Source organism: Ruegeria sp. BB1, from assembly GCF_056539465.1.
Window position 1 is genome coordinate 1,253,899 of the sequence record NZ_JBQFVB010000001.1, and the last position, 21,223, is coordinate 1,275,121.

At 58.1% G+C, this 21,223-nt stretch carries 17 protein-coding genes; 6 read left to right on the forward strand and 11 right to left on the reverse strand.

Translation table 11 applies throughout. The features are described 5' to 3' along the window. The first annotated feature begins 29 nt into the window (after window positions 1-29). The 5 genes from cobS to ACR0AL_RS06285 all read left to right on the forward strand — a co-directional run bounded on the left by cobS (window position 30) and on the right by ACR0AL_RS06285 (window position 6,085). Window positions 30-1,016: a cobaltochelatase subunit CobS gene (gene cobS / locus ACR0AL_RS06265; RefSeq protein WP_170348070.1), complete on the forward strand. Its 987-nt coding sequence runs from the start codon at window positions 30-32 to the stop codon at window positions 1,014-1,016. A gap of 4 nt (window positions 1,017-1,020) precedes the next feature. Next, window positions 1,021-1,740, forward strand: coding sequence for a sulfotransferase family 2 domain-containing protein (locus tag ACR0AL_RS06270; protein WP_170360238.1), 720 nt, complete (start codon window positions 1,021-1,023; stop codon window positions 1,738-1,740). 210 nt (window positions 1,741-1,950) lie between these two features. Continuing rightward, window positions 1,951-3,828 (forward strand): cobaltochelatase subunit CobT, encoded by a 1,878-nt coding sequence (cobT, locus tag ACR0AL_RS06275; protein ID WP_170348067.1) that lies wholly within the window; start codon window positions 1,951-1,953, stop codon window positions 3,826-3,828. Window positions 3,829-3,901: 73 nt separating this feature from the next. Continuing rightward, entirely contained in the window at window positions 3,902-5,683 is a 1,782-nt protein-coding gene (locus ACR0AL_RS06280; protein WP_480662349.1) for an aminopeptidase P family protein, read from the forward strand. 60 nt (window positions 5,684-5,743) lie between these two features. Next, on the forward strand, window positions 5,744-6,085 hold the full coding sequence (locus ACR0AL_RS06285) for a DUF427 domain-containing protein (RefSeq protein ID WP_480662351.1): 342 nt from the start codon (window positions 5,744-5,746) through the stop codon (window positions 6,083-6,085). Window positions 6,086-6,142: 57 nt separating this feature from the next. On the opposite strand, the gene ACR0AL_RS06290 is transcribed toward ACR0AL_RS06285, so the two are convergent. Further along, window positions 6,143-6,763, reverse strand: coding sequence for a hypothetical protein (locus tag ACR0AL_RS06290; protein ID WP_480662353.1), 621 nt, complete (start codon window positions 6,761-6,763; stop codon window positions 6,143-6,145). Between the two features lie 219 nt (window positions 6,764-6,982). Here ACR0AL_RS06290 and ACR0AL_RS06295 point away from each other — a divergent pair, with 219 nt between their 5' ends. Then, window positions 6,983-8,347, forward strand: a complete 1,365-nt coding sequence (locus ACR0AL_RS06295; protein ID WP_170348058.1) for a DUF3179 domain-containing protein — start codon at window positions 6,983-6,985, stop codon at window positions 8,345-8,347. On the opposite strand, the gene ACR0AL_RS06300 is transcribed toward ACR0AL_RS06295, so the two are convergent. From ACR0AL_RS06300 to murB, 10 genes are all read right to left on the reverse strand, one after another. After that, window positions 8,344-10,029 carry a chloride channel protein gene (locus ACR0AL_RS06300; protein ID WP_480662355.1) on the reverse strand — a complete coding sequence of 562 codons (1,686 nt, stop codon included), beginning with the start codon at window positions 10,027-10,029 and terminating at the stop codon, window positions 8,344-8,346. The genes ACR0AL_RS06295 and ACR0AL_RS06300 overlap by 4 nt on opposite strands. 100 nt (window positions 10,030-10,129) lie before the next feature. Continuing rightward, on the reverse strand, window positions 10,130-11,779 hold the full coding sequence (gene recN / locus ACR0AL_RS06305; RefSeq protein WP_480662357.1) for a DNA repair protein RecN: 1,650 nt from the start codon (window positions 11,777-11,779) through the stop codon (window positions 10,130-10,132). 35 nt (window positions 11,780-11,814) lie between these two features. Then, entirely contained in the window at window positions 11,815-12,657 is an 843-nt protein-coding gene (locus tag ACR0AL_RS06310; RefSeq protein ID WP_170348054.1) for an outer membrane protein assembly factor BamD, read from the reverse strand. A gap of 127 nt (window positions 12,658-12,784) precedes the next feature. Next, complete coding sequence (lpxC, locus tag ACR0AL_RS06315) at window positions 12,785-13,705, reverse strand: UDP-3-O-acyl-N-acetylglucosamine deacetylase (protein ID WP_170348052.1); 921 nt, start codon at window positions 13,703-13,705, stop codon at window positions 12,785-12,787. Between the two features lie 213 nt (window positions 13,706-13,918). Further along, window positions 13,919-15,529 (reverse strand): cell division protein FtsZ, encoded by a 1,611-nt coding sequence (gene ftsZ / locus ACR0AL_RS06320; RefSeq protein ID WP_170348050.1) that lies wholly within the window; start codon window positions 15,527-15,529, stop codon window positions 13,919-13,921. Window positions 15,530-15,878: 349 nt separating this feature from the next. Further along, complete coding sequence (locus ACR0AL_RS06325) at window positions 15,879-16,295, reverse strand: hypothetical protein (protein WP_367647898.1); 417 nt, start codon at window positions 16,293-16,295, stop codon at window positions 15,879-15,881. Further along, entirely contained in the window at window positions 16,282-17,616 is a 1,335-nt protein-coding gene (ftsA, locus tag ACR0AL_RS06330) for a cell division protein FtsA (RefSeq protein WP_170360645.1), read from the reverse strand. Before ftsA ends, ACR0AL_RS06325 begins: the two co-directional genes overlap by 14 nt. Before the next feature lie 8 nt (window positions 17,617-17,624). Then, the gene (locus ACR0AL_RS06335; RefSeq protein WP_170532759.1) at window positions 17,625-18,626 is read right to left on the reverse strand and encodes a cell division protein FtsQ/DivIB; all 1,002 of its coding nucleotides are present in this window, start codon (window positions 18,624-18,626) and stop codon (window positions 17,625-17,627) included. Beyond that, complete coding sequence (locus tag ACR0AL_RS06340; RefSeq protein ID WP_170360258.1) at window positions 18,614-19,537, reverse strand: D-alanine--D-alanine ligase; 924 nt, start codon at window positions 19,535-19,537, stop codon at window positions 18,614-18,616. The genes ACR0AL_RS06335 and ACR0AL_RS06340 overlap by 13 nt, the downstream gene beginning before the upstream one ends. A 101-nt stretch (window positions 19,538-19,638) precedes the next feature. After that, window positions 19,639-20,568 carry a UDP-N-acetylmuramate dehydrogenase gene (gene murB, locus ACR0AL_RS06345; RefSeq protein WP_480662359.1) on the reverse strand — a complete coding sequence of 310 codons (930 nt, stop codon included), beginning with the start codon at window positions 20,566-20,568 and terminating at the stop codon, window positions 19,639-19,641. Window positions 20,569-21,223: the final 655 nt, after the last annotated feature.

Here is a 21,223-nt window from a genome sequence, read left to right on the forward strand (position 1 = left end):
AAACGGGCCAAAGGATAAGGACAAGGCGAATGGCTGACGGATCGATTGATATCAACGCAAAACCCACCGAAGAAATCTCGGTTCGCGATGTTTTTGGCATTGATACCGACATGGCGGTCAAGGGCTTTGCAGATCGCAGCGACCGGGTTCCGGCAATCGACCCGACTTATAAGTTTGATCCTGAAACCACGCTGGCGATTCTGGCAGGCTTTTCGCATAACCGCCGTGTCATGATTCAGGGCTATCACGGCACTGGTAAATCGACCCATATCGAACAGGTTGCCGCCCGTCTGAACTGGCCCGCTGTACGTGTGAACCTGGACAGCCACATTAGCCGGATCGACCTGATCGGTAAGGATGCGATCAAACTGCGTGACGGCAAACAGGTCACTGAATTCCACGAGGGCATCTTGCCCTGGGCGCTGCGCAACCCGGTAGCCATCGTGTTCGACGAATACGATGCAGGCCGCGCCGACGTGATGTTCGTGATCCAGCGCGTACTGGAACATGACGGCAAGCTGACCCTGCTGGATCAGAACGAGATCATCACGCCGAACCCGAATTTCCGCCTGTTCGCCACTGCAAACACCGTGGGTCTGGGTGACACCACTGGCCTCTATCACGGGACGCAACAGATCAACCAGGCGCAGATGGACCGCTGGTCGCTGGTCTCGACCCTGAACTACCTGAGCCACGACGCCGAGACGATGATCGTCCTGTCGAAAGCGCCGCATTACAATACCGAGAAAGGCCGCAAAACCGTCAGCCAGATGGTGACCGTTGCTGATCTGACCCGGACCGCCTTTATGAATGGCGACCTGTCCACCGTGATGAGCCCGCGAACCGTGATCAACTGGGCCCAGAACGCCGAAATATTCCGCGACGTGGGCTATGCCTTCCGCCTGTCCTTCCTGAACAAATGTGACGAACTGGAACGCCAGACCGTTGCCGAGTTCTATCAGCGTTGCTTTGACGAGGAACTGCCGGAAAGCGCGGCCAGCACAAGCCTGGGATAAGTAGGTGCAATTTGCCGCGCAAAAATGCGTGTTCATCCACGTACCGAAAACCGGAGGAAACTTTTTTACGCGTTGTTTCCTTCGGTTCTCAGACGATGCCATCGTCACCAGCGGCCACCAAGACGGTACAGACCGGTTCGAACTAAGCGGTGACGCAACCAAGTCCAAGCATCAGACACTTGCGGAATACAGCCAACTGATTGGCCCGGCCTTTGCCGAGTATACCGCTTATGCCTTTGCCCGCCCTCCGGTCGAGCGGATGATCTCGCTGTACTATTCGCCCCACCGCTGGATGCGCGCGCAAGAAGGGGGTGGTTTCGGCCTTGATCCCCGCAACGAACCAATAAACCTTGAGGAATTTGAGACACTTGTGTCGGCTAACAAATCCATCTCGGACTTGCTGGATATCAAAAATGTTTCAGGTAGGTTAACTGTCAACAAAAGCGCCCGGCATGCGTCAGGGGCGCGCGTGTCGCTGTTGGATTTTGCCGATTTACGGCACGGGCTTGAGACATTTGGCCGGGAAAACGGCTTTGACCTAACCGACATGCCCGGCAAGAAAGTGAACTCCAGTGCTGTAAACGATCCCATGAAGCTCAACACCGGACAGATGCGTGACTTGACGAATATCGTTATGCGCTCGCACCACGGCAAAGATCAGAAACTGTTCCGGAAAAATGGGCTTAAGGGAGTGCTTGAGGGTCTTGTAGGATGGTTCAGGTAGGAACCGCCAAGTCGTTTTGGGGCGCACAAGGCTGGGCAATCTCCCTGGCCTGTAGTTTATAGTTAGTTTGACGCACGCCACCCATCGAGACACCCCATGATTTTACCATAGGTCCCGCTCTGGTTTCATGCGAAAACGGGGTTGGCCCTATGGTCAAGGCCCTGAATTGGCACTAGGTTGCCGGGACAGAACAAGACCGGACTGCCACCGATGAGCAAACCCAACGACAACCCCGCTGATCCGTTCAAGAAGGCTTTGGCCGAAGCCACCAAAGTTATGGCCGACGACCCTGAATTGAACGTGACCTACACAGTCGACCCTTCTGGTATATCGGGCGAGTCGATGCGTCTGCCGCAAGTCAGCCGCCGGATGACGCGCGAAGAGGTTTTGCTGGCACGCGGTACGGCGGATGCTCTGGCGCTGCAGCGGAAATACCATGACGACGCCACCCATGCGCGCTACGCGCCTCCGGGTGATATGGCGCGGGATTTGTACGAGGCGATGGAAGTCGCGCGATGCGAGGCGATGGGTGCGCGGGATATGCCCGGCACTGCCAGCAATATCGACGTCAAGATTGGGCATGAGGCCCTGCGGCGCGGATACGACCAGTGCAAGCAGCCAGCGGATGCACCGTTAGCGGTTGCTGCGGGCTATCTGATCCGGCACCTGGCCACGGGGCGGGACCTGCCCCCGGCGGCCTCTAACATCATGAACCTGTGGCGTGGATTTATCGAAGAACAGGCCGGTGGCACGCTGGAAAACCTAGACGAACTGCTCTCGGACCAGGCGGAATTCGCCAAGTTTGCCCGCCAGATGATCAAGGATCTGGGTTACGGCGACCAACTGGGCGATGACCCTGATGAGTTGGACGACGAACAGGAAGATCAGGCCGAAGACGACGCCGAGGAACAGCCCGATCCCGACAGCACCGGCCAGGATGACCAAGAGGAGCAGGACGCCGACGCCACGCCCGAGCAAACGCAGGAAGAACAGCAGGACCAGTCTCAGGCTCAGGTCTCGATGGATGAGATGGCCGAAGATGAGATGGGCGATGAGGCAGAGATGCCCGAAGGTGAGGCTCCGCTGGAACCCCCTGCCCCCCCGCCGGCATCCGAAGCTGATCCCGATTACAAGGTCTATCTGAACACCTACGACGAAGAGATCGCAGCCGAAGATCTGGCCGAACCGGCCGAACTGGAACGGCTGCGTGCATATTTGGATCAACAGTTGGAGCCCCTGAAGGGCGCTGTTAGCCGATTGGCCAACAAGTTACAGCGTCGCCTGCAGGCACAACAGAACCGCAGCTGGGAATTCGACCGCGAAGAAGGCATTCTGGATGCGGGCCGTCTGGCGCGAGTTGTGGCAAACCCGACCACGCCGCTCAGCTTCAAGGTTGAGAAGGACACCGAATTCCGCGACACGGTGGTAACGCTGTTGCTGGACAACTCGGGCTCGATGCGCGGGCGTCCGATTTCTATTGCGGCGATCTGTGCGGATGTTCTGGCGCGCACACTGGAACGCTGCAATGTGAAGGTTGAGATTTTGGGCTTTACCACCCGCGCGTGGAAAGGCGGATTGGCGCGCGAGGCGTGGCTGAACGATGGTCGCCCGCAACAGCCGGGGCGTCTGAATGATTTGCGCCACATCATCTACAAGGGCGCGGATGCCCCTTGGCGGCGCGCACGGCCCAATCTGGGCCTGATGATGAAAGAGGGGCTGCTGAAAGAGAATATCGACGGCGAAGCGTTGGAATGGGCGCATCGCCGAATGCTGGCCCGGCGCGAAGCACGCAAAATCCTGATGGTGATTTCGGATGGTGCGCCGGTCGACGATTCAACGCTCAGCGTCAACCCCGCGAATTATCTGGAAAAACACCTGCGCGACGTGATCGCTATGGTGGAAAAGCGCAAAATGGTGGAACTGCTGGCTATCGGCATCGGTCACGACGTCACCCGCTATTACGACCGCGCGGTGACGATCACTGACGTCGAACAACTGGCAGGCGCAATGACCGAGCAACTGGCAGCCCTGTTCGATAGTGATCCTCGCGCACGTGCGCGGGTGATGGGGATGAAAAGGGCCAGCTGAGGCTGGCCTTGCCCCGGGCCAAAGAATTTTCCAAAAGAATAAGGGGTGAACCCCCGCTTGGGAGAGGTATGTGATGTTTCAGTCCTTTGAGGTGACGGCGCGCCCGGAACAGGGGCCACCCCGGTTGGCGGCTCTGCGGGGTGAAATTGCGAACGAAGGGCTGGACGGATTTCTGATCCCGCGCGCAGACGCGCATCAGGGCGAATACGTGGCCGCTCGGGATGAAAGGTTGGCTTGGCTGACAGGGTTCACGGGATCAGCAGGGTTTTGCGCCGTGTTACCAGATATAGCGGGCGTGTTTGTCGATGGCCGGTATCGAACCCAGGTCAAGGCGCAGGTCGCCGCCGAATTCACTCCGGTTCCGTGGCCCGAGATCAACCTGAGCACCTGGTTGAAGGAACACCTTCCCGATGGCGGCAAGGTAGGTTTTGATCCGTGGCTGCACGCAGCAGGTCAGATCACAAGCGCAAAGAAAGAGCTGACCGACAGCGGCATCGAACTGGTGCGCTGTAACAATCTGGTGGACCGCGTGTGGTCCGACCAGCCCACTGCCCCGATGAACCCGGTCAAGACCCATCCGATTGAGTTTGCAGGTGAAACCGCGGACAGCAAAATCACCCTTCTGGCCGAAGCCCTGCGCGAGGCAAATTGCACAGCTGCAGTAATCACGTTGCCGGATTCGATCATGTGGCTTTTGAACATTCGCGGCTCGGATATCGGGTACAACCCGGTGGCGCATGGCTTTGCTATTCTGCATGCCGGTGGCCGGGTGGATCTGTTCATGGATCAGGAAAAACTGTCCGAGCCGTTGACGGATCAGGTTTCCGTCCACGCGCCGGGGGCATTTCTGGACGCCGTTACAGCGCTTGAGGGGAAGATACAGGTCGATTTGGGAACGCTACCTCAGGCTGTGGCCGATGTGTTGCAGGATCGGATGGTGGATGGCGGAGATCCCTGCGCCTTGCCCAAGGCCTGCAAGAATGCGGCTGAGATCACGGGCAGCGCCGAAGCGCATCTGCGCGATGCAGCGGCGGTTATTGAAACGCTATGCTGGTTGGATGCACAGGCTCCGGGTACCCTGACCGAGACGCAGGTGGTGACCCGCCTTGAAGAGAACCGGCGCAAGGACAATGCGCTGCAGGATATCTCGTTCGACACGATTGCCGGCACTGGTCCGAACGGCGCGATCATGCATTACCGCGTGACCGAAGAAACCGACAGCCGCCTTGAAGATGGTCATATTCTGGTTCTGGACAGTGGCGGGCAATATCTGGACGGCACCACTGACATCACGCGAACTATTGCCATCGGTAAAGTCGGAGATGAGGAAAAATCCTGCTTTACCCGCGTGTTGAAGGGCATGATTAACCTATCCATGCTGCGCTGGCCTGTCGGGCTGGCCGGGCGTGACATCGAATGTATCGCACGGGCCCCGCTGTGGGCCGCGGGTCAGGATTTCAATCACGGTGTCGGGCACGGTGTCGGTGCCTACCTCAGCGTTCACGAAGGCCCCCAGCGCCTGTCCAAAGTCAGCCATGTGCCCTTGCAACCCGGCATGATCCTTTCCAACGAACCGGGCTATTACCGCGAGGGTGCCTTTGGTATCCGCATCGAAAACCTCGTAGTTGTTCAAGAAGCCCCAGCCCTGCCCGGTGGTGACGCGGAACGCGCGATGCTGAACTGGCGGACCCTGACATACGTCCCAATTGACAGAAGGCTAATCGTGACTGACATGTTGACGTCGGCAGAGCGTGACTGGCTGAATACCTATCACTACGACGTTGCGAAAAAACTGCGCTCAAGGCTGGGCGACGACGCGCAACTGTGGTTGGATGCCGCAACTGCGCCGATCTGACACTGACCTGTTACATACACAGAGCAGAAGAGAGGCCGAAAATAAGTCGAGGGAAGAAAAATGGTTGAGATCACAATCCGCAAAGCTCCGGGCAAATGGAGCGTTCGTTCCGGTGGTGCCGTACTGGGTGAAAGCACTGGCGCGCTGGAACTGATCGAAGGTGATCTGACTCCGGTGATCTATTTCCCCCGTACCGATATCGCGATGGCCTTTCTGGATTGCACAGACAAGGTCACCCACTGCCCACACAAGGGGGATGCCTCGCATTTCTCGATCGTCAACAAATCCTCGGTGACCGAAAACGCCGCGTGGAGCTATGAAACCCCCGTTCCCGCCATGGCCGAGATCAAAGGTTATGTGGCCTTTTACCCGGTTGAATCGGTGAAAGTAGAGCAGATCTAGCGAAAGACCTTTCAGAAGCTCTACCTACTGTTCAATCAGGTACTCTTCCCAAAAAGCTTATGGTCGGGCCTCATGAATAACTCGACAGGTTGTTTGCGATTTTGGAGTTTTGTCACGTACTTGTTTCTTTATGCTCACCAACCACTTGGCCACATCGGATTCGCACGCTAAAATTGCGTTTTCCTGCGCTTCAATCGGATCTGGAAACCCCCATGAATACCCAACGGAGCCGTTTTCTGCGATTACGAATGCACCCGACGAAGATGCAGAGTTTTTCTTTTGGTATTCCCGGAAACTGGAATTTCCGTACTGGCTAAGTGTTGTTCCTCCAAAATTCGGGTCATAGTCTTTTGGCACTATAACAGCATAAACCGCGCACGTATCCGGGTATTCAGAAAGCAAACGGCAATCTCTTAGGCTTTGCTCTTTCGCGACAGCAAGCGAGTGACGGTTGGCAACCCAACCACTGCTGTTTTGTCCAGAAACAACAAATGCCGCAAAATACTCTTTGGTTTTAAACTCTCTGAACCTGGATTTTTGTCGTTTCGACAGTTTTAGATCCATCAAAACAGAAGTTTTCTTGGAAGATTTGTTAAGCTTTATCTCAGCAGAAACAGCCGGGACTGTGACCGCATTAACCGCACCCAGCAAAGCAGCCAACCTAAAGTAAAATTTCACGCACAGGCCTTTCCGATTCTCACGTAGGAAATTCTAATATTGATGGTTTCGAAGCTTCTTTCCAGAAAGAATGCTTTGTTGCTCGCAAGGTAAGATGAAACGAGATTTTTCTTAAAACGTTGGCACCAATTTAGGTATGCTTCTTTCCCTCACGCACCTGTTGCATGCATGTGAACAGCGGCCGATGCACACTGGACATGGACACCATCGGAGGATGCCATGTCGATCACGCGCCGCAGTTTCACTGGTATGCTGGCCGCAGCCGCATTGCCCAACGCACTTTCAGCACAGCAAGACCCCGTGCTTGAGGCCGTGAGGTCCACCTTGTACGGCAGCAGTTCTGAATTCAAACAGGGCATGGCCTTTCTGGTGCAGCGTGGCAACCCGGATGTAGTCCCGGCCCTGCTGACCGGAATGCGTTACGGAGGGCGACGTACCGACGAAATCGCCGAAGTGATGCAGACCCTGACCGGTCAGAACCTTGGCACTGACTGGTTCGATTGGATGTTGTGGCAGGAAAAGAACCCGCAGGTGGTCCCGCACTCTTCGTTGATTCCGTTCAAGCGTGAGGTTCTTCTGGGGATTGACCCGAATTTTGACGACTTCTTGCGCCCAAAATACCTGCAGCGCGACAAGATGAAGATCCGGCTAGAGGAAATCACCTGGGGCGGCGTTAGCAAGGACGGCATCCCGTCGCTCGACAATCCGGCACTGATCTCGGCCTCAAAAGCCAGCTACATGAAAGACGACGATCTGGTCTTTGGCGTCTCGATCAATGGGGATGAGCGCGCCTATCCGCTGCGGATCATGGGGTGGCACGAGATGTTCAACGAGGTGATCGGTGGCGTCCCCGTAGCGCTGGCTTATTGCACGCTGTGCGGGTCGGGTATCTTGTTCGAAACACAAGTGGCGGGACGGCGGAAACCGTTTGTCTTTGGATCATCTGGTTTCCTGTACCGTTCCAACAAGCTGATGTTTGATCGCGAGACGCATTCGCTGTGGAACCAATACACCGGAAAGCCGGTTGTGGGCCCGCTGGTCGGCAGTGGAATCACGCTCCAGCAGCGCCCGGTAGTGATCACCACATGGGAAAGCTGGAAGTCCTCACACCCTGGCACGCGCGTCCTGTCTCAGAATACCGGCCATCGGCGCAACTATGGCTCCGGCGTGGTCTATCGTGAGTATTTCGCCTCGCCCGAACTGATGTTTCCAGCACTGGTTGACCAATCCGAACATCGGCAGAAAGACTATATCTTCGCTATCCGCCAGTTCGGTGCGGCGCGGGCCTGGCCTTTGGATGCGTTTAGCAAGACGCGCGTGATCAATGACGCGATTGCCAACCGGCCGCTGGTTCTGATCGGCAATCCCGACAAGCGCGCGGTACGGGCGTATGAACGCAGCTCGCACCGGTTCACCGCGTCCAACGGCGGCCTGGTGGATCAGACCGGACAGAAATGGACCATGACCGAAGAGGCGTTGATCGGACCAGACGGAACTCGCTTGCCGCGTGTGGCTGGACATATCTCTTACTGGTTTGCATGGGACAATTATCTGGGCGACGCGGCAACGGTCTACGACGGTTAGGAATGTTCCTCGGCCGCCGTGGCGGCCAGCGCCCGGTTATAGGCCTTGAGCGCGTCGATATGAAAGAGCGCACCAACCGGGGATTCGTTACCCTCGTCGTCAATCACCACAACCGGGATGCAAGGGATGTCGTCGTGGTCGAAATAGGGCATCGCCGCCTCAAGCGTGGCACTGGCCTGTACGCATAGCCCCTGCTCTATCAACTCCTGTGCCTTTTCTTTGGTGATCGAGCGCGGGCCCCCAATCGGGCGCATCACCGCCCCGGTGCGCAACATCGCCAACAAATAGGCCTGTGGTCCTGCGGCCAGATGAACATCGCGGCGCTCCAGCTGAGTCAGGAAGAACGACCGGTCCACAAGACGCGAGGCCAAGGCTGTCGACATCGAAACCGAGACCATCACCGCAATTCCGATCTGCCAATCTCCGGTCAGCTCAAAAACGATCATCGTGGTGGAAATCGGCGCACCCAGCACTGCGGCGGCCACGGCACCCATGCCCGCAAAGGCATAGAGCGTATGGGTCCCGGACACATCCGGCAACAGCCCGGTGGCGATTAACCCAAAGGCCAATCCGGTCAGAGCGCCAACCATCAGCGAAGGAGAAAACACACCACCGCCCATGCGTCCCCCCATGGTGATCGCCAAAGCAACTGTTTTTATCACGGCAAACAAGATCGCGACGGTCAGGGTCAGATCGCCAGTCAGGGCACGGATTGTCGTTTCATATCCGACCCCGATGATATGCGGAAACCAGATCGCTAGCAGTCCCAGCATCGCACCGGACACGGCGGGGCGCAGCCAACGTGGCAGCGACAGGCGATTTTGAACGTGAGTGCCGATGTCCTCGGCAAAGAAGATCGAGCGCATCAACAGCAACGACACCAGCCCGCAGATCAGCCCAAGGATCAAAAAGGCTGGCAGCTCCACATAGAATTGCAGCGAGCCCGGGGTTTCCAGAACGAACTCGGTTACATCTCCGTATTCCAGCCGGTTGATCACCGTACCCGCGACCGAGGCGATAACAATGGGTGCAAAGGCGTGCACAGCAAAGTGGCGTAGCACCACCTCAAGCGCGAATAGCGCCCCAGCGATGGGTGAGTTAAAACTGGCTGAAACCGCCGCCGCCACAGCGCAGCCCAACAGATCGCGGCCGGTGATGCCATCCGCGTGGATACGGTCACTGACCCAGGTCGAGATTACCCCGGCCATATGCACCACCGGGCCTTCCCGCCCGGTTGACCCGCCAGTGCTGAGCGTGATCAGCGAGGCAAAGAACGAGGCGATCCCCGCCTTGCCCTCGACCCGGCCATTGGTCAGCGCCGAACCCTCGATCACGTCTGCGACCGAGCGTACGCGCCCGTCATCGGTGAATCTGTGCAGGATGACACCAACAATAAGACCGCCGATGATCGGCGTAATCAGGATCAGGAACCACGGCAATTTCTCAGCATGGCTGTGCAGCAACAGGATATCGTCTGTGTCGTAGACATAGGCCTGCAGCGACCGGATCGCCTTGCGGAACCCAAGGGCCATAAACCCTGCCGCAATCCCAATTGCCAACGCAATGAACCAGAACTGAATCTGGCTAGGCCCACGTCGCAACATAACCCGCCATGCATCCTTCATCGCGGCCAGAGCCTGATTGAGCTGGTTGCGCAGAACGGTGCGGGTCGTTTGGGTCATTGGCACTCGGGGATCAAGGTATATTCCTTAGTAAGCCACGGAGCCCCCTTATAAAAGTAGGATCGCGACGGTTTGAAAACCGGAAAGCGGCAAATTTAACTCAGGCGTCCAACAATGCGCGGGCGGCGGCGCGCGCCTCATCCGTGATGGTGTCCCCTGCGACCATCCGGGCGATTTCATCCACACGGTCTGGTTCGGCCAGCGGGATAACGGTGGACAATGTCTGCCCGCCAGTTACCTGTTTTTGAACCCGCCAATGATGCGCCGCGCGGGCGGCAACCTGCGGCGAGTGGGTCACGACCAGAACCTGCCCCCCCTGTGCCAAAGAAGCCAGACGGCGACCCACCGCATCAGCAGTCGCCCCACCGACACCCCGGTCGATTTCATCAAAGATCATAGTTCGCGCGCTATCGTCGCCGGTCAGACACACTTTGAGCGCCAGCAAAAACCGGCTGAGTTCCCCGCCCGAAGCGATCTTATTCAGTGGGCCAGACGGAGCGCCGGGATTGGTGGCAATGGTAAAGGCCACCGCATCCACCCCCTCAGGTCCGGGATCGGCGCCCGTGATTTCGGTTTGAAATACCGCACGCTCCATCTTCAACGGTGCAAGCTCGGCCATCACGGCCGCATCCAATTGTCCGGCCGCCTGTTGGCGCGCGGCGCTAAGTGCGGCGGCGGCGTTGTCATAGGTTTCCTGTGCAGCCGCAACCGCAGCACGCCGATCCGCCAAGTCGGCGTCACCTGCATCCAGCCGGGTCAGTCGATCACGCAGCGTGTCGGCAAAAACCCCCAAATCGTCAGGCACCACATCATGCTTACGGGCCAACGCTCGGATGGCGAAAAGACGTTCTTCTGCGGCTTCAAGCTCAGCCGGGTTAAAATCCAAAGCTTGAAGGCAGGCGCTCACCCCGTCCTGCGCTTCACCCAATTCGATCAAGGCGCGCCCCAATGCGGCTATCGGGGCCTCAAGCTGCCCGCCCGCATTGTCGGACACGCCTTCCAACCACCGCACCGCGTCAGACATCGCCACCTCGGCCCCATCTGCGCCCAACAGGTCAAAAGCACGGGCAACGTCATCGCGAATGCGTTCAGCCCCTTGCATCATGCGCCGACGGGCATCCAATTCAGCATCCTCACCGGGCTGAGGGTCCAGCTTGTCCAACTCGGCAACGGCGTGGCGCAGAAACTCCTCCTCGGCGCGCATGGCGGCCAGCGTCGCCTCGGTCTCGGCCAAATCCTTACGCGCGCGGGACATATCCATCCACGCCGCACGCACAGCTGCCAGAAGGTCCTCTACCCCCGCATAGTCATCCAGCATTGCCCTATGCCCGCGCGGGTTCAGCAACCCGCGATCATCATGCTGGCCGTGCAGTTCGATCAACGTCTCGGACAGGGCGCGCAGTACCTCACCGGAACAGCGCCGGTCATTGACCCAAGCGGTCTTGCGTCCCTCGGCTGTATTAACCCGGCGCAGGATCAGTTCCTCACCACCAGGCAAGCCTGCCTCGGCCAGAATCGCATGGGCGGGGTGGCCATCTGGCAACTCAAACTCGGCTACAACCTCCCCCTGCGCGACGCCTTGCCGAACCAATTCAGCCCGCCCTCGCCAGCCCAGCACGAAACCCAGCGAATCCAGCAAGATCGACTTGCCCGCCCCGGTTTCACCGGTCAATGCGTTCAAACCCGGCTGAAACGTCAATTCCAGCCGGTCAATGATCAGCATGTCGCGGATATCAAGGGCGCGCAGCATCGGGTCTTAGCGTCCCACGCCTTTAGCCATGACGATTACAACCACTCACCTTTGATGGTCTGACGGTAGATGGTGCTTAGCCAATTGTTTCCACGGCTCTTCAATTCCAACCCACGCGAGGTCAGCAATGCATAGCCCGCATCGTACCATTCCGACGATTGATAGTTGTAACCCAAGATAGCACCGGCTGACTGCGCCTCATCCACCAAGCCCAGCGACAGATAGGCTTCGATCAGACGATACAGCGCCTCAGCTGTGTGGGTTGTGGTCTGGAAATCTTCGACCACGACACGGAATCGGTTGATTGCAGCGGTATAGTGATCCTGACGCAGATAATAGCGCCCGATCTCCATTTCCTTACCAGCAAGATGGTCGAAGGCCAGATCGAATTTCAGAACCGCCGACGTGGCATATTCGCTATCAGGATAAACCTCGATCACTGTGCGCAGAGATTGCAGCGCCTGAAAAGTCAGCCCTTGGTCGCGGCCAACCTCGTCAATCTGGTCATAGTAGCTCAGCGCCAAAAGATACTGCGCATAGGCTGCATCTTCGTCTGTTGGATAAAAGTCGATATAGCGCTGCGCCGCCGCCCGGCTTTCTTCATAGTTCTTGTCCGTGTGGAACGAGAACGCCTGCATGATCAGCGCGCGCTTGGCCCAATCCGAATAGGGATACAAACGCTCAACTTCCGAGAAGTACCACGCCGCATCATCCGAGCGATTCTGCGACAGCTCAAACTCGCCGCGTGTGTAAATCTGTTCTGGCGTAAAGCCTTCCAGGTTCTGATTGCGGTCTGCGCCTTTTCCGCCGCATGCCGTCAAAACTGCTGTCAGAAGAATCGCGCCTGCGAGCCTGACTGCCGCTTTGGTGCCAACCATTCCGCCTATCCTCGTCGTATTGCTTATCGGGGCACGCCCCTGATTGGCCTTTGGTCTAGCATAGATAATTCCGGGGCAAAACGCCTTAGTACACTCACTAGCGGAATTGTCGGCAGAGTTGATCCAATCAGGCGACTTCGGGGATTTCGTCCCAAACAAGGCCCTGGCCCGGCAGACGCGCGGCCTGTTCGGGGGTACACAGGACCGGACGCACCGCACCAGGTGTTTCAAACAGCTTGCGCAGCAGCGTGTTGGTCATCGCGTGGCCGGATTTGTCGCCAGTGAAGTGACCCAGAATCGGGCCTCCCGCCAGGTAAAGGTCGCCCAGAGCATCCAGCATCTTGTGGCGAACAGCCTCATCCGCATGGCGGAAACCGCCAGGGGTCAGAACTTCGTCACCCTGTACAACGACAGCGTTTTCCAGCGTCCCGCCCAAGGCCAGGCCGTTTTCGCGCATCGCTTCAACGTCTGTGCGGCGGCAGAATGTGCGGCAATCGCTAAGCTCACGCGCGAACGAGCCGTTACGCATGTCCAGCGTTTTGGTCTGATTGCCAATTGCGCCGTCTTCGAAATCAATGTGGAAATCGATGATCAACCCATCCGCAGGCGCGATTGAAGCACTGGCGCCTTCGCGCGTAGCTGTGACGGGCTTGAGAACTTCGAACGCAAGAACGGGGCTGGCCTGACGACGTACACCCTTGGCCATGATACCGCGCACGAAATCAATCGACGACCCATCCATGATCGGAACTTCGGGTCCGTCAATCTCGATCAGCGCGTTATGCACGCCGCATCCGGCGAGCGCGGCCATGATATGTTCGACGGTCGACACCGAAACATTTGCATCGTTCACCAGACGGGTGCAAAGCGGCGTCCGCTCGACCACGTCATAGATCGCGGGGATCAGCGCATTGCCCAGCTCGATATCCGTCCGTTTGAACCAGATGCCGTGACCGGCGGCTGCCGGTTTCAGGACCATCGTCGCAGGCTTGCCGCTGTGCAGCCCGACGCCTGTAAACGTGATCGGAGATTTGAGCGTATGTTGCAAGGTGAACCTCGGTGAGTGGTGTCCGGCCTTTTCGGTCCGTGTTGGACACTCACCTAAGGAAGCAAGCGTCAAGGCTCAACTCACTCTTTGTAACTGAATGAAACATGAATGTAACAGATCGGCAAAAGCCTGCTTACATACAGTTAAAGCCGTGTATTTCAAAAGAAAAGGGTCGCCAAAAGGCGACCCTAAGTCGTTAATTTGTTACCGTGATCAGTTGGCCTGACGACGCAAGAAGGCGGGAATTTCGATCCGATCCTGATCGGGGTCGGCCTCATCATGCGCAGGTGCCGTAGCGTCAGCTTGGCGCATCGGGGGCTGCTGGCGCACCGGCTGTGCCGGCGTATCGGCGGCGTGGCCGGTCATCCGGTCGATCAGGCGGTTAAAGCCGAACCGGGAACGATCCTGCCCTTCAGCCTGCGGTGCGGGGTCCGGTTGCGGTGCCTGTGGGCGCGGCGCCGCATACCCACGTTCAGAGGCCGGGACATTTTGTACAGCGGCCTGCAAACGCTGCAGCGCTTCGGGCGACGGTGTGCCTGCGGAGTGCTGTGGCTGCGGTGCTACAAAGCTTTCCGCCGCGGGTTCAACCGGTTCAGGTGTCGGCTCGAACTCAGCCACGCGGGGCTGATAGGCAGGGGGTGGCAGACCGTCATCGTCACGCTCCACCTGCGGCTGCGCCGGTTCCTCGGCGGTTTCGAACAGCGAAGGTTCACGGTTCACTTCTAGCTGGGGCGCGGGCTCCGCCACTTCGGCCACAGCAGCGGGGGTCTCATCCTGCTGCGCCTCTTCCGCAGAAACGGTACGGGTCAGCGGCTCGGACATCGAGCGACGCGCAACCGGAACGTCGACGGGCTTTTCGCTGGCGTCGATACCAGTGGCCACAACCGACACACGCATACCGCCTTCCATCACGGTATCCAGGGTCGAACCGACGATGATGTTGGCCTCGGGGTCAACTTCCTCACGAATGCGGTTGGCCGCTTCGTCCAACTCGAACAGGGTCAGGTCGTGCGAGCCGGTGATGTTGATCAGCACGCCCTTGGCACCCTTGAGGCTGATTTCGTCCAGCAGCGGGTTGGCAATCGCCTTCTCAGCCGCCTGAACCGCGCGATCTTCACCGGTGGCCTCACCAGTGCCCATCATCGCCTTGCCCATCTCGTCCATCACGGCACGAACATCAGCAAAGTCGAGGTTGATCAGACCCGGACGGACCATCAGATCAGTCACACCTTTAACGCCCTGATACAGAACGTCATCCGCCATCGAGAATGCCTCGGTGAACGTGGTCTTTTCGTTGGCCAGGCGGAACAGGTTCTGGTTCGGAATGATAATCAGCGTGTCGACAACCTTTTGCAGCGCCTCAACGCCGTCTTCGGCCTGACGCATCCGCTTGGCGCCTTCAAACTGGAAGGGTTTGGTGACAACGCCAACAGTGAGAACGCCAAGCTCCCGCGCGGCCTGCGCGATGATCGGCGCCGCACCCGTACCGGTGCCACCGCCCATACCAGCCGTAATAAAGCACATATGTGCGCCAGCCAGATGGTCGACGATCTGCTCGATGCTTTCTTCGGCCGCCGCAGCGCCCACGGTCGGACGGGCCCCTGCCCCCAGACCTTCGGTCACTTTCACGCCCAATTGCACCCGCGCCGAAGACTGGCTTTGCTGCAGCGCCTGCGCATCAGTGTTGGCGACGACAAAATCAACGCCGTCCAGCTGTTTCTCAATCATGTTGTTGACAGCGTTGCCGCCCGCGCCACCAACGCCAAATACTGTAATCCGAGGCTTCAGTTCGTCGTGCCCGGGCATCGAAAGATTCAATGTCATGCTCTGTCCGCCTGTTTTATTGACCCGCCAAAGCGGTGTTTTTCTTACCTATCCGCTTACAATCCTACCGGTCCAAACAGCAAAGGTCACGCCAAAAATCGCCGAATCCCACAAAATATGGAGGAAATAAGGCAGTCGTCAGCGGTATTTTGCATTCATTGCCAGATGTTGCGGATTGAACTCAATCCACCACAAAGCAAGCGACACACGCGCCGCAGTCAACATGCACGCCACTTGAGGGATTCACTGATTTTTAAGATGCGGAAAACTGCTCAGGTCCTGCCGCAGGGCCTCTGACGGGCCTTGTGGATATCTTGCGGGATAAGGCCGCTGGCTGCAACCCATTTCTTTAGCTAATTGGGGTACTTGGGCAATTCAAACCGTCTTCGGTAATGCTGCGCACCTCTTGAATTTCGCGTCGGTTGAAGTTGGCAAGTCGCACCATAAGGCGGCCTTCGTGCTGAAAGGTCCACCAGCACACCGGCACGTCATCCGGGTCATCATCGTACAAAAAGCAGATCTGACCATTGGGTGTAGTGATCTGCCCATAGACACAACCCCGCCCCTCCATCCGCCAGACAGACAGTTTGGGGCTGAGAAATTCCTCGGTCCCCACCAGAAGGCCGCTGGGATAGTCGTGAAACGTAACGGTTTTACCCTGGACAGCAGCCAGAAATGCCTCAGGCGGTATCCGTGTCTGGGCGTGTGCGGCAAGCGGGGTTGCAACGACCAGCGCCGCAACGCCGACCGCTTTACCAATTGTCACGGAACCAGCGCATGGCGCGCTTGAAAGGTCGCGCGGCATAGGTATCGACCGGAATTTCGAAATCCCACCATTCGTCCTGCGGATGCGCAGCGAACAGGCTAAGCCCCACCGCTGACGAAAAACCTGGGCCTGTCGCCGATTGCGGCAGACCGTGAACGCGCAAGGGTCGACCCAAACGTACGCGCTGACCCAGAATGCGGGTAGCGAGGCCATCCAGCCCCATGATCTGACTGCCACCACCTGTCAAAACGATCTGCTGGCTGGGCATATGCTCAAATCCGGCGGCATCCAAACGCACACGCACTTCTTCCAGAATCTCTTCGACGCGAGGGCGCATGATACCGATCAACTCGGCCCGACTGACGGTGCGGCGGTCGTGTTCCCAATCACCGGTATCACCACCAATATCGATCAGGTCGCGGTCGTCAGCGCCAGTCGCGTGGACACCTCCGTTAAAGGTCTTGATCCGTTCGGCCACAGCCGCCGGAACACCCAGTCCCATCGAGATATCGGCGGTCACGTGGTCGCCGCCCATACGCACGCAATCGGCATAGATCATGTGTTTTTTCATGAAAATCGACACGCTGGTTGTACCGCCACCCATATCGATACAGGCGGCACCCAACTCTTGTTCGTCCTCGACCAGTGCCGAGACGCCAGACACGTAGGCCGAGTTCGCGATCCCCGCCAGTTCCAGATCGCAGCGTTTGATGCAGCGCACGATGTTCTGGATCGCGACGGCATCGACGGTCAACATGTGCATGTCGACCGCAAGGCTTTGGCCCATCTGCCCGCGCGGATCGATCAGCCCCGAGCGGTTATCTAAGGCAAAATTCACCGGCTGGGCATGCAACACTTCGCGCCCTGCCCCGTAATCGGGCACGTCGCAAGCGTTCAAAACACGGCCAACCTCGGCCTCGGACACAACCTGACCTTCCAGATCAACCTGAGCGTCCAGACCATAAGAACGCGGGTTCGCGCCCGAGAAACAGGCGATTACGTGATCCACCCGGATATCAGCCATCTTCTGCGCCGCCTGCAACGCGGTACGGATGGCGCGTTCGGTTTCCTGCATGGCAGTGACTTCACCAAACTGCACACCACGCGACCGCGTGGTCGCAGCGCCAATCACCCGAAATCCGGTCTGACCGGCCAGGGACCCGATGCTGTTATCTTCGCTCAAGCGGTTTGCGCCATCGAAGCGCAGCACAAGGCAGGCAATCTTGGAACTGCCGACATCCAGTATGGCGACAACACCGCGTTGCATCGCCTGCCTGCGCATTTGCCGCATGGCCCGTTGGGACTGATAAAGATCGGTCATCATGTTCGTTACTGCCCGTTACCCACTGTCACTTTTGTATTCCACCAGTCTTCGCTGGCAGCTTTGGTCATTCTTATTGTCGGGCGCTGCCCAAGCCGCATGTCCACCACGGCCACGTCACGCTCCAACAGGTCCTGCACTTCGTTCACGGCAAGCACACGTTCCAACGCGCGCACCGGGCGTTCGGTTGGCAACATGATGCGTTGGCCGCGATCCAGAACCAGATCCCAACGTCGCTCGCCAATCCGCACCAGACCGCGAACCCGGCCACCCAAGCTGCGGGCAGTGGTCACCAGTTGCAACGCCTCGGCCACATGGGCATCCGCACCCTTGCCTGCGATCAGCGGCAGGTTGGTGTGTTCCTTACGCGAAGCGATGCGTTCCACATGCGCGCCGGTTTCATCCAACAGTTCGATCCCGCGGCGCGTGCGCCAGACGATGACGGGCTGACGCTCTTCAACATCCACTTGCAAAATACCACCTGGGCGCACCCGGACCGAGGCGGATTTGACCGGGTCCAGCCCGGTGATTGTGTCGCGGATCTGTTCGACATCCAGATCCCAGGAGCTTATCGGGAAGTCCAACGGCACCACTTCGCGGATGTCTTCAGACAGATTGGTGCCCGCGCCATCAATCGCCATCAGATTGACCATGAATTCAGGCCGCTGCTGGATCGAGGTCTTGATGTCGGCCACATAGGCCACCACAGCCTCGCGCCGCTCGGCCGAGCCGAAATAGATCCCGGCCGCAGCGCAGAGCGCGAATATGGGCAAGCCAACCCGCAAACCCCGGCGCACACCCGGCGTCAGCATCCAACGCTGCAATCGGTAATTCAGCCGCGACGGAGCCGGATCAAACCGTTGCGATTTGCGACCGAACAGCTTGACCCCACTCAGCCGCAACTTTGGCTCCGACTCGGACCGCGCGCCCGAGCCAAAATCCGCATCCGGTCCGGCCAGCGGCTTTGATCGGTGGATCACCGGCGCACGAGTGGCCCTTAGCGGTCGCATGAGGCGTCCTCCACCATCCACGCGCAAAGCTGGCCAAAGCTCATGCCGAAATGCTCGGCCTGTTCTGGCACAAGCGACGTTGGCGTCATGCCGGGCTGCGTGTTGGTTTCCAGCAGGAACAGCCCGTCAGCCCCCATGCCGTCATCCCAACGAAAGTCAGTGCGGCTTACCCCCTTGCACCCCAACGCATCATGGGCGCGCAATGCGTAATCCAGACAACGGTCAAAGATGTCCTGTGGGATTTCAGCTGGCAGCACATGCCAGGACCCGCCCGGCTTGTATTTGGCGTCATAGTCGTACCAACCGCCATCGGTCATGATCTCGGTCACGGTCAGCGCGCGGTCACCCATCACGGTCACTGTCAATTCACGACCTGCGATGTATTTCTCGACCATCACGAATTCAGGCATATCCTCGGACAGTTGCGGCGGGCCGTTTGACCCTTCATGCACGATATAGATACCGACGCTGGAGCCTTCGTTATTGGGCTTGGCGACGTAAGGAGGTTCCATAACGTGAACCTCGATCACCTCGATCTTTGGAACGATCACGCTGGGCACTACGGGCAGACCTACGGCCTGATACACCTCTTTGCTGCGTTGCTTGTCCATCGCCAGCGCCGAAGCCAGCACGCCGGAATGCGTGTACGGAATGCGCATCCACTCCAGCAGACCCTGCACGCAACCATCCTCACCCCAGCGGCCATGCAGGGCGTTGAAAACCACATCTGGTTTGATGTCTAAAAGGCGCGCGTAAAGGTCGGGACCTGCGTCCAGCTCTACTACTTCAAAGCCTTCTCCCCGTAGGGCGGCTGCGCATTCGCGCCCAGAGCTGAGAGACACCTCGCGTTCCGCCGAGGGGCCACCCATCAATACCGCCACTTTGGGGTTTGTCCTGCTCGACTTACCCACTTAGCGCCTCAATGTCCCAGGACCTTATGTAGTGGTCCGTACTGCGTTATGCCTTTGATCCGTCGCCTGAATTTGCCTGTTATGGTCTGACGGTTGGGGCTTTATTCTGTCAGCGGATCACCGACCCGCATGATTTCCCACTCTAGCGTGATGCCGCTTGTTTCGTAAACCTTTTTTCGCACCTCTTCGCCCAGACCTTCAAGGTCAGCAGCCGTGGCAGTGCCGGTATTGATCAGGAAGTTCGAGTGTTTGGGGCTCATCTGAGCGCCCCCTCGCAACGCCCCGCGCATACCCGCATCGTCGATGACTTTCCATGCCTTGAGGTCATGCACGTCATCAGCGCGACCCGTGGACGAAAAGCCCGCCGGGTTGCGAAAGGTCGAACCGGCGCTGCGGTCTTTGGTGGGTTGGGTCTCGTCGCGCTTTTGCAGTTGCGCCGCCATGCAAGCGTGCAATTCAGCGGGATCACCTAACGGACCCTCGAATGTAGCGGAAACCAATACCGCCCCGTCGGGCAGATCGGACTGACGGTAGCGAAAGTTCAGATCCTCTGGGCTCAGGTCCAGAACCTCACCCTGTCGCGTGACGATGGTGGCCTTGCGCAGCACATCCGCTGTGTAGCTGCCATAGCATCCCGCATTCATCCGCACAGCCCCCCCGATCGAGCCGGGAATGGTGCGCAGAAACGTCAGGTCCACACCCGCATCCGCCGCCTTGCGCGCCACATGCGCATCCAGCGCTGCCGCGCCAGCGGTGACGGTGTTGCCATCGACCGAAATACCGTTGAACCCGCGCCCAAGCCGGATCACCACCGCGCGCAACCCGCCATCCCGAACAATCAGGTTCGAACCAACACCCATTGGGAAGACGGGAACCTCAGCAGGCAAGTCGCGCAGGAAGTGCTGAAGGTCTTCGATATCTGCAGGCTGGAATAAATAATCCGCAGGCCCACCGACCCGAAGCCAGGTTAAATCATTCAAAGGTCGGTTTTCAGTGAGTTTGCCACGAGGCGCAGGAAGTGTTTGAACCATGGCTCTCTGGTAGTTCGATTCTGTTCGCTTGTCATCTATCTGGACTAAGTTTTGCATACGCTTTGACCGCTGTCGGCTACGCAAACCTGTACTGAATCCCAAAACCAACCCGGTTCCCAAAGGAAAGGCTGTGAACATAACGAAAAGATTATAGAAGTCTTCGGCCCGCCACCACATCGGCTCTAGCAATCCTACGTTGTCCGAAGCCAGAAACCCATAGGCACTGGACAAGACAAGAAACAACAAAAGATAGACGGGCCCACGAAAACGACCCCGTTTAACAAGATTGTGGGATGCCAGCCCGGACAAAAATACCGGAAGCGCCATCGCCAACACGACAGCGGCTACTACTTCAATTATCTCCAATCCGTGTCCTCATCTGAAGGTTTGGTCAAAATGGTTCAGCTGTCCTCAACCAAGCGTTTCTTTGGAGCACAGCATTTTAACCTCTTGGGTTATTACACGGGCGCAATACTGGCATCAGACTTCAACTTCCTGAGCAAAATCCGGTGCAATCCACCAGTCAAAATTCCAAGGGTAAGACCTGGCACGAATTGGACGATCACGCTCGAGGTATAAGCGACTGAAAATAGCACAACGAACCCCTCGGCGCTCTGACTGGCGTACGCGCTAACAGGGGTCCAATACCACGCGG